The sequence below is a fragment of the Thiomicrorhabdus sediminis genome (genome assembly GCF_005885815.1).
GTDB classification, from domain to species: Bacteria; Pseudomonadota; Gammaproteobacteria; order Thiomicrospirales; family Thiomicrospiraceae; genus Thiomicrorhabdus; species Thiomicrorhabdus sediminis.
The window spans coordinates 2,365,001-2,373,486 of the sequence record NZ_CP040602.1 but is presented as its reverse complement, the minus strand read 5'-3'; the positions used below and the strand labels follow the sequence as shown (position 1 = coordinate 2,373,486).

11 protein-coding genes (1 of these 11 cut by a window edge) are annotated in these 8,486 nt (G+C 45.9%); 9 read left to right on the top strand and 2 right to left on the bottom strand.

What is annotated here, in order from left to right; genetic code table 11:
- Positions 1–466 precede the first annotated feature (466 nt).
- Positions 467–1,273 (bottom strand): sulfite exporter TauE/SafE family protein, encoded by an 807-nt coding sequence (locus FE785_RS10785; RefSeq protein WP_238696271.1) that lies wholly within the window; start codon positions 1,271–1,273, stop codon positions 467–469.
- A 201-nt stretch (positions 1,274–1,474) separates the two neighbouring features.
- Between FE785_RS10785 and FE785_RS10780 the strand changes: the two genes are divergently transcribed.
- From FE785_RS10780 to FE785_RS10740, 9 genes are all read left to right on the top strand, one after another.
- Positions 1,475–2,449 carry a sensor domain-containing diguanylate cyclase gene (locus FE785_RS10780; protein ID WP_138565737.1) on the top strand — a complete coding sequence of 325 codons (975 nt, stop codon included), beginning with the start codon at positions 1,475–1,477 and terminating at the stop codon, positions 2,447–2,449.
- On the top strand, positions 2,449–2,892 hold the full coding sequence (locus tag FE785_RS10775; RefSeq protein ID WP_138565736.1) for a YqaA family protein: 444 nt from the start codon (positions 2,449–2,451) through the stop codon (positions 2,890–2,892). The genes FE785_RS10780 and FE785_RS10775 overlap by 1 nt, the downstream gene beginning before the upstream one ends.
- A 260-nt stretch (positions 2,893–3,152) precedes the next feature.
- Entirely contained in the window at positions 3,153–3,287 is a 135-nt protein-coding gene (gene rpmH, locus FE785_RS10770) for a 50S ribosomal protein L34 (RefSeq protein ID WP_024852172.1), read from the top strand.
- Positions 3,288–3,339: 52 nt separating this feature from the next.
- Positions 3,340–3,798: a ribonuclease P protein component gene (gene rnpA / locus FE785_RS10765; RefSeq protein WP_138565735.1), complete on the top strand. Its 459-nt coding sequence runs from the start codon at positions 3,340–3,342 to the stop codon at positions 3,796–3,798.
- A complete protein-coding gene (gene yidC, locus FE785_RS10760; RefSeq protein WP_138565734.1) occupies positions 3,798–5,468 on the top strand; it encodes a membrane protein insertase YidC in 1,671 nt (556 codons plus the stop codon). Before rnpA ends, yidC begins: the two co-directional genes overlap by 1 nt.
- A 9-nt stretch (positions 5,469–5,477) precedes the next feature.
- On the top strand, positions 5,478–5,807 hold the full coding sequence (locus FE785_RS10755; protein WP_138565733.1) for a hypothetical protein: 330 nt from the start codon (positions 5,478–5,480) through the stop codon (positions 5,805–5,807).
- A gap of 88 nt (positions 5,808–5,895) precedes the next feature.
- Entirely contained in the window at positions 5,896–7,257 is a 1,362-nt protein-coding gene (gene mnmE, locus FE785_RS10750; protein WP_138565732.1) for a tRNA uridine-5-carboxymethylaminomethyl(34) synthesis GTPase MnmE, read from the top strand.
- A gap of 30 nt (positions 7,258–7,287) precedes the next feature.
- Entirely contained in the window at positions 7,288–7,866 is a 579-nt protein-coding gene (locus tag FE785_RS10745) for a histidine phosphatase family protein (protein WP_138565731.1), read from the top strand.
- Between the two features lie 8 nt (positions 7,867–7,874).
- A complete protein-coding gene (locus tag FE785_RS10740) occupies positions 7,875–8,474 on the top strand; it encodes a YigZ family protein (protein ID WP_138565730.1) in 600 nt (199 codons plus the stop codon).
- Positions 8,475–8,482: 8 nt separating this feature from the next.
- On the opposite strand, the gene FE785_RS10735 is transcribed toward FE785_RS10740, so the two are convergent.
- Positions 8,483–8,486, bottom strand: partial view of a 5-carboxymethyl-2-hydroxymuconate Delta-isomerase gene (locus FE785_RS10735; RefSeq protein ID WP_138565729.1) — the final stretch only. 335 nt of this gene lie beyond the right edge of the window; only the last 4 of its 339 coding nucleotides appear in the window; its start codon lies off the right edge, out of view — the gene reads right to left on this strand; its stop codon occupies positions 8,483–8,485.

The following is an 8,486-nucleotide window of genomic DNA, read 5'->3' as shown; positions in this document are numbered from 1 at the left end:
ACATGAATTTTGTCGCCTGCAGTGGCTGCTTAATAGAGCTGGGAATTGAGAGGAGTTCTCAACGAATCAAGTTGACTCTGGTTATTGTCTTTGTATGCTTTTATTATCGGCTATTACAATCCTATTGGATTCGCAATGCTAATAGATAACCCTGGTTAAGTCGCTTAACCGGATCAATCACTGGCTATCTTTGCACTAGACAAGTTTGAAATTAAAAGCTTGAGCAACCTGTTACCAATTCATAGATAAAGTGATCTCTGAATCAGCCTATAGCGGTGTCTTAAAGCTTTGTTTTGTATCCTCAAAATTACCATTCAAACTGGCAATATTTTTCTCTGTCAGACAGTATACCTGTGAATAACTTTATGACAAGCATTTTTTCTGTGGATAACTCTGGGGGTAAAACGTGTGGATAACTTGCCTTTTATAATGGTTAAGTTATTGAATATATGTGATGTTCTGCGGTTTAGTGTAGCCTGGTGAAAAAAAGCATTTTTATTGCAAGAATAATTAAAAAAACCGCAAATATTCGCTTAAGGGTTTTGACAGGCAATTGATGAGCGAGTTTGGCGCCAATCGGTGCCATAAAATAACTCGCAGTGACAATGCCGATTAATGCAGGCCAGTAGATATAACCGGTCGAGTAATCAGGCAGGTTGGTCAAATGTAAGCCGGCAAACACATAGCCGGTGGTACCGGCAATCGCCACCGGGACGCTCACTGCGGTAGAGGTGGCAATGGCTTGGTGCATGGAAATATTATGCCAAAGCAGATAAGGTGTCGTTAAGGTACCGCCACCAATGCCGACCAGAGAGGAAAAGCCGCCGATTGCACCGCCGGCCAGGCTGTTACCCAAGGGTCCGGGCAAGGTTCGGTGAGCCGCAGGATTAATATTGGTCAGCATTTTTATGGCGATCAACACTTCCAAAATACCAAAAATTTTCGCCAGTACGCCTGAGGCGATAAACTGCGAGCTCCAGCCACCGATAAAGCCGCCGATCATAATGCCGCCAATTAGCAGGCGAAAGGCGTCCCAACGCACTGCATTATGTTTATGGTGTGCGCGTGCCGAGGAAAACGAGGTGATGATAATGGTTGCCAGTGAGGTGCCGATGGCCATATGAACGGCATGCGGTGTATCCAAAGCCATAACAAATACGGTGGTCAGTACCGGGACAATCAATAAGCCGCCGCCAATACCAAGCAGACCGGAAGCCAAACCGGCTACGGCTCCTGTCAGTAAATAGGCTGAAATTTCAAATATCATGTCCATAGAGCTTTACTTTGGATGGTTTACATTGAAAATGAAGATTGACGGGCAATTTGTATGGGTTAATGATTGCCATGTGAGGGCATTTTAATATTAGCAGCATCTAATTTGAAAGTATTTACCATAGATTCGTTCATAATAGGGTTGAATTAAGATTTTACCGAGCTCAATCAATAATTAACGAAGCAATAGGTTCTATAGAAAGTGGACAATCCAATCAATTTGCCGCCCTTTGAAAACTTTGCCGAAGCCAGTCACGAAGTTCTTCGGTTTTTATACGAGGAGATCGGTCTCGGGCTGTGGATGATGACCCGTGTAGCCAACGATGATTGGGTAGTCTTGCAGGCTGAAGCGCACAAGTATCAAGTCTCTGACGGCACCGTCTTTCATTGGCAGGATTCGTTTTGTTCGCAGATGGTTCAGGGGTTTGGACCGCAAGTAGCGAATGATGTGCAACAGTGGCAAGTCTATAAAAACTCGGAAATTGCCAATCAGATCAAAATTGGTGCTTATATAGGTGTGCCGATTTATCTCAGTAACGGTGAGTTATTCGGAACTTTATGCGCGATCGACCCGGAACCTCAGCAAAAAGACATTGAAAAGCATCTGCCGATAGTTCAGTTGTGTGCACGTTTACTGGCGACGGTACTGGATAACGAATTACTCGTCATTGAGCAGCAGCGTCAGGTAAAGGCCTTGCAGGACGAGTCGACGCGAGATCCCTTAACCGGTTTGTTGAACCGTCGGGGCTGGCAGAAAAGATTAGAACAAGAGATCTCGCGCATAAAGCGTTATGCATCGCCGGCCAGCCTGTTTGTTATCGACTTGGATAATTTAAAGCAGGTCAATGATCGCGAGGGGCACAATAAAGGTGATGAATATATCAAAAAAGCCGCACTTGCCATTCAGACAATTATGCGAGAAGAGGATGTCGTCGCTCGAATTGGTGGCGACGAGTTCGCCATGCTTGCCATTGAGTGCTCGCAAAAGGGCGCCGAGGCGATTGGCGAGAAATTGTCAGAGGCTTTCGCCAAAGCCGATATTGAAGCGTCTATCGGTGTTGCCAATCATCACTATCAAGACAGCTTGGAAAAGACTTTCGATAATGCCGATCAGGCCATGTATCAACAAAAGCGTGCTAAACAGAATAGCCGGAACACTAAACAGCTCAGCGACTGATGCAGTGGTTTATTGATTTAGGTTTTACCGGGCTGTTTATCGGCTCCTTTCTGGCGGCGACCATTTTACCGTTCGGTTCCGAAGCGTTGCTGGTGACACTGGTTGCCAATGATTTTCCTGTCGCCGAGCTGGTTTTAATCGCCACACTCGGTAATGTATTAGGTTCGTTGCTGAACTATGTAATCGGTTTTTATGGCGGTGATTATCTTGTCCATAGAGTCTTGCGTATTTCCGAACCGTCTTATGAGAAAGCGCAGCAGCGTTTTCAAAAGTGGGGACTATGGAGTTTACTGTTTGCCTGGGTGCCGATTATCGGAGACCCGCTTACCGTGGTTGCCGGTGCTTTGAAAGTAAAAATCATCTGGTTTATCGTGCTGGTGAGCTTTGGTAAGCTGGCAAGATATATGGTTGTTGCTTACGGTGCTGTGCAACTTCAGAGTTAGTGGCGATTTTAACCACAACAGGTAGTGATTACATTTTTGGTCAATACTATATAAAGTTGAATGACAATTCGTGCTGATAAGATTATCTGGTCGCTTTAATCTAACTAGTTGAAAAATATTGCATTTTTCTTGATGCATTAAATCTCCAAAAAATTGGCGAATAATTACTATTAAATTCAATCCGCTTATTGTTTTCTTGTTGATAACTCTATATAATTCCCGTTTTTCCGAATTCGGAATAGAAATTTAAGGACAGTGACATGAAACGTACATTTCAACCAAGCGTAATCAAGCGTGCACGTACACACGGTTTCCGTGCTCGTATGGCGACTAAAAATGGTCGTAAAGTTTTAGCAGCTCGTCGTGCAAAAGGACGTAAGCGCTTAACAGTGTAGTCTTAATGGGTTTACGCCTATTAGCAAAAGACAAATTATTCTGGGGAGTGTTATGAATTCTAAACAAGAGTCTGTCGCTCACCCAGAGACTCCTTCCTCTTATCAACAAGCGTCAAACGATTTTCCTAAGTCGAACCGTTTGTTAACCCCAAACTCTTATTCCCATGTGTTTGCCAATGCAGAACGTTTTGCTAATCGCAATTGGACTCTGATCGTTCGTCCGAATGAACAGGACTATCCAAGATTAGGTTTAGCGATTGCCAAAAAGCAGTTGCAACGTGCTGTCTGGAGAAATCGAGTAAAAAGAATCGCCAGAGAAGCATTTCGCTCACATAAGCAGGAGCTAAGTGGGTATGATATTGTGGTTTTGGGTCGAAAAGGCATGCAAGACATAGACAATAAAACCTTGTTTGACAGCTTTTTGCACCTGATTCGTAAAATTCAGAAAAGTAATTTAAAAACACGCCCCTCAAAAAAAAGAGACGCACAAAACTCAAAGGGTAATAACTAATGAACATGAGATCAATGTGGTGGTTAGCTTTAGCCTTTACGCTAACCTGGATTTGGCTTGAATGGACAGCCTTTTCAGCACAAAAAGTTGAACAGACTTTGGCAAGCAGCACAGCACAGGAAGTGCCGGTTGCCAGCGATAATGCGCAAGTTGCCGCACCAGGCACCGATGTGCCGGGAGCCAATGCAGGCGCAGTCGAGAACGATTCTGTTCCAGTATTGCAAAACGGCATTTCACAGGGTCAACGTATTCATGTTACCACTGACACTTTGGATTTGATTATCGATACCCAAGGTGGCGATATTCGTGAAGCCAAGCTATTGCAATTCGGTGCCAGTCATAATCCGGACGAACCCTTCCATTTGATGTCTGATAACGGCCCATTGGTGTATATGGCGCAGAACGGTCTTGCGACACAGAAACAGGCCAAATTACCTGCACCAACTCATAAAAGCGTTTACCAAACCGCCCAAACCAGCTATCAGCTGACCGGTGATAAGCTTGAGGTTCCGCTGACTTGGGAACAAGACGGCGTTAAGGTAACCAAAACCTATACCTTTACGAAAGGTAAATATCTGATTGATGTTAGCTATAAGGTGGAAAACACCACTGCGGAACCTTGGACAGGTAGTCTCTATTCGCAATTGGTGCGTAACCGTTATAACCCTGATGAATCTTGGATGATGTATACCTATACAGGTCCGGTTCTGTATGACGGTAATGCCGAAGAAAAATACGTTAAGCACAGCTTTGACGATCTGAACACGCAAGCGATCAGCGGTCGTAATGTGACCGGTGGTTGGGCGGCAATGATCCAGCAGTATTTCCTGACAGCCATCGTGCCTGATCAAGCCGCGCAAAACAGCTATTTTGCCAAGCCGCTTGGTGAAGGGCGTTATGCCGTAGGTGTGGTTGAACCGATGGTTGAAGTGGCACCGGGTCAAACTGGCAGCTTGAACTCTCAGTTGTTTATCGGTCCTGAATCACAGAAGCTATTGGCTGATATTGCCGATGGACTTGAGCTAACTATTGATTATGGTGTTTTGACATTCTTGTCCGAGCCTCTGTTCTGGTTGTTGGATCAAATCCATAGTGTCGTCGGTAACTGGGGTGTGGCGATTATCTTGCTGACTATCCTGATCAAATTGGTGTTCTATAAGTTATCGGAAACCAGTTACCGTTCGATGGCGCGTTTGCGTAAGTTCCAGCCTAAGCTGCAGCAGCTTAAAGAGAACTACGGTGACGATAAGGTGATCTTCCAGCAGAAGATGATGAAGCTCTACAAGGAAGAGAAAATCAATCCATTGGGCGGTTGTTTGCCGATCTTGATCCAGATGCCGGTATTTATCGCGCTTTACTGGGTATTGTTGTACTCGGTAGAAATGCGTCAAGCGCCATTTATGCTGTGGATTGAAGACCTGTCAGCACAGGATCCATATTTCATTCTTCCGGTAATCATGGGTATTACCATGTATATCCAGCAGAAGTTGAATCCGTCGGCGATGATGGACGAGATGCAGCAGAAAGTCATGAAAATGCTGCCGTTTATCTTCACCTTCTTCTTCTTATGGTTCCCGGCAGGTCTGGTACTTTACTGGGTAGTGAACAACATTCTTTCGGTCTCTCAGCAGTGGTACATCACTAAAAAGATCGAAAAAGAAGACAACTAAGGAATTAGCATGCATTTAAGTTATCAGAAATTGGGTGCGGACCACCCAATGTACGGCAAGGTAGAGTATCTGGTTGCCGATGGTACAACGCCAATTTGTTATAAAACCAAAGACGGTTATCAGCCTTTGGAAGAAGGTGCGGCACCGGTTGTTGCGGCAACTCAGGAGCAAGCTGAAGTAAAAAGCCGTCCTTTATACGTATTGTCATTTACTATTAGCGGTGAAGCCGAAGAGATGACTTTCACATCGAAGAAGAAGCTGGATAAGACGATGGCGTTTTATCAAGAAAAAGGCATTGTTTCTGATCTTAAGATTACCACTTATAATATAGTGGATTAAGGTCACGCTAACAGTGTGGAAGATAAAAAGCGCCCTTTAAGGGCGTTTTTTATTTATGCCCGATTATCTAACTAAAAAGAGTCTCTGTATGGAATTCGATAATATTGATACGATTGCCGCCGTAGCCACAGCAGCAGGGCGAGGCGGGGTTGGTATTGTCCGTGTTTCCGGAAAAAAAGCGCTTGCCATCGCCAAGGCGGTATTAGGCAAGACTCCACAACCGCGTTATGCGCATTACGGCCCTTTTTTTGGCAGTGATGGTGAGGTTCTCGATCAAGGTATCGCACTTTATTTTCCCAATCCGAACTCCTTTACCGGTGAGGATGTTCTCGAGCTGCAAGGCCATGGTGGGCCAGTGGTGCTGCAGTGGTTGTTGCAACGCGTTGTCGAGCTTGGTGCGCGTTTGGCCGAACCCGGCGAATTCTCCAAACAAGCGTTTATGAACGACAAGCTCGATTTGGCTCAAGCCGAAGCGATCGCTGATTTGATCGAAGCGTCTTCAGAACAGGCGGCCAAATCTGCGTTGCGTTCTTTGCAGGGGGAGTTTTCGCGTGAAGTGAATACGCTGGTTGAAGAGCTGATTCAGCTGCGCATTTATGTGGAAGCCGCGATTGATTTTCCCGAAGAAGAGATTGATTTCCTCTCCGATGGCAAGGTCGCCGGCCAACTGCAACATATTCTAGAGCGTCTGCACAAGGTCTTTGCTTCGGCCAAACAAGGGGCTTTATTGCGTGAGGGCATGTCGGTAGTCATTTTGGGCCGTCCTAATGCCGGTAAATCAAGCCTGTTAAATGCTTTATCGGGTAAAGAGAGCGCAATTGTTACCGATATTGCCGGTACCACACGCGATATTGTTCGCGAAGAGATCAATATCGATGGTATGCCGTTACATATTCTTGATACCGCAGGGGTGCGTGAAGCCACCGATCAAGTCGAACAAATTGGTATTGAAAGAGCTTGGCAGGCATTGGATTCGGCTGATCGTGTGTTGGTCATGCTGCAAGCAGGTGAAGCTATTCACGAAGAAGATCAGATTATTCTCAATAAGTTACCGCATCACATTCCGGTGACCTTGGTGCGCAATAAAATCGATTTGATTAATCATCAGCCAATGGTGGAGCAGGAAAAGGATAGTGGTCGTACGGTGATTTGGTTGTCGGCCAAACATCAGCTTGGGTTAGAATTGCTGCAAGACCATCTGAAAACGGAAATGGGTTATAAGCAGACCGAAGAAGGTGTTTTTATGGCACGCAAGCGCCATTTAGATGCGTTGCAAATGGCCTTAAGCTGGGTGGAAAACGGCCAGGCACAGTTAGAGCAGTTTGCTGCCGGCGAACTGCTGGCTGAAGATTTGCGCATGGCTCAAGAAGCGCTTGCGGAAATTACCGGACGTTTTACTTCCGATGATTTGCTCGGCCATATTTTCACCTCTTTCTGTATTGGTAAATAATCGTCTAGGCGGCCTTTAAAGGAGATTGTTATGAAAGCTTGGTTTATCGCGGCGCTAATATTATTTTCGCCTTGGAGCCTGTCGGCACAAGATACGGACAATGCCGAGCTTTGGCAGGCATTGCAAGCCGGTGGCAAGGTTGTCTTGATGCGTCATGCGCATGTCGATCGCAGTATCGGCGATTCTTTTATACAGGATGAGAGCTGTTTTACTGAAAAAAACCTCGATGAGCTGGGTAAACAGCAGGCGCAAGCGATCAATCAGGCTTTCGCAAAACACGAGATTAAAGTTGGCCAGGTGTTTTCCAGTTCTTATTGCCGTACCAAAGACACGGCTGAATTGGCTTTTGGCACTTTTCAAGTTAACCCTATTCTCAAGCTGATTCGCGCCATTCCGGTTGAACAGGCCAAGGCCAATATGGCAGAGGTGCGTAACCTGATCAGTGATTATCAAGGCGGTGATAACTTGATTATGGTAACGCATCGTCCGAATATCGCCGAAATCACCAATGTCCGTTTAGATGTCGCGCAAATGGCGGTATTCGAGCCTTTGGGTGATGGCCTGTTCGATTTTTTAGGAGTATTGGCTGTACCGGTTGAGGGAAATTAAGCAAGCGAATGAGTTATCCGATACCGGCTGAACAAGCCAGCGCTGAAATTGAGATTAAAAAGAGCCGTTTTATCGCTTATGCCAAAGCCATCGCTGACCGTGCCGAAGGTATGGCATGGCTTGAATCGATAAAACAGCAGTATCCTGATGCACGGCATCACTGTTGGGCTTATCTATTAGGCAACCCGAGTTGCGCCGCCAATGCCGGTATGGGCGATGACGGCGAGCCTTCCGGAACCGCCGGAAAACCGATTCTTAATGTGCTCAACCATAAAGGCGTCGGCGATATTATGATTATCGTGGTGCGTTATTTTGGCGGTATCAAATTAGGAGCCGGAGGCTTAACCCGTGCCTATGGCCAGGCGGCACAGGCGGTCATGGAAGTCTTGCCGGTCAAAGAGCAGATAGATTTGGTACAAATGACCATTATTTGTGACTTTTCCCAGGAGCAGCAGATCCGCCATCTGCTAGCGCTTCAGGAAGGGGTTATTGATGATGTCGTTTATAGTCAATCGGTACAGTTAAAAGTCTCACTAGCGCTTGAAGCGATTGATGAGCTGCAAGCGAGCTTGCGGGCGATGGGCTGTGAGTTTGCTGAAGCGGACTGATCTGTCACTTAG

Excerpts from the sequence above, each read along its gene's own strand:
- mnmE (WP_138565732.1), top strand. The coding sequence starts at position 5,896 with ATGGAATTCGATAATATTGATACGATTGCCGCCGTAGCCACAGCAGCA.
- FE785_RS10775 (WP_138565736.1), top strand. The coding sequence starts at position 2,449 with ATGCAGTGGTTTATTGATTTAGGTTTTACCGGGCTGTTTATCGGCTCC.
- FE785_RS10755 (WP_138565733.1), top strand. The coding sequence starts at position 5,478 with ATGCATTTAAGTTATCAGAAATTGGGTGCGGACCACCCAATGTACGGC.
- rnpA (WP_138565735.1), top strand. The coding sequence starts at position 3,340 with ATGAATTCTAAACAAGAGTCTGTCGCTCACCCAGAGACTCCTTCCTCT.
- FE785_RS10745 (WP_138565731.1), top strand. The coding sequence starts at position 7,288 with ATGAAAGCTTGGTTTATCGCGGCGCTAATATTATTTTCGCCTTGGAGC.
- yidC (WP_138565734.1), top strand. The coding sequence starts at position 3,798 with ATGAACATGAGATCAATGTGGTGGTTAGCTTTAGCCTTTACGCTAACC.
- FE785_RS10740 (WP_138565730.1), top strand. The coding sequence starts at position 7,875 with ATGAGTTATCCGATACCGGCTGAACAAGCCAGCGCTGAAATTGAGATT.
- FE785_RS10785 (WP_238696271.1), bottom strand. The coding sequence starts at position 1,273 with ATGGACATGATATTTGAAATTTCAGCCTATTTACTGACAGGAGCCGTA.
- rpmH (WP_024852172.1), top strand. The coding sequence starts at position 3,153 with ATGAAACGTACATTTCAACCAAGCGTAATCAAGCGTGCACGTACACAC.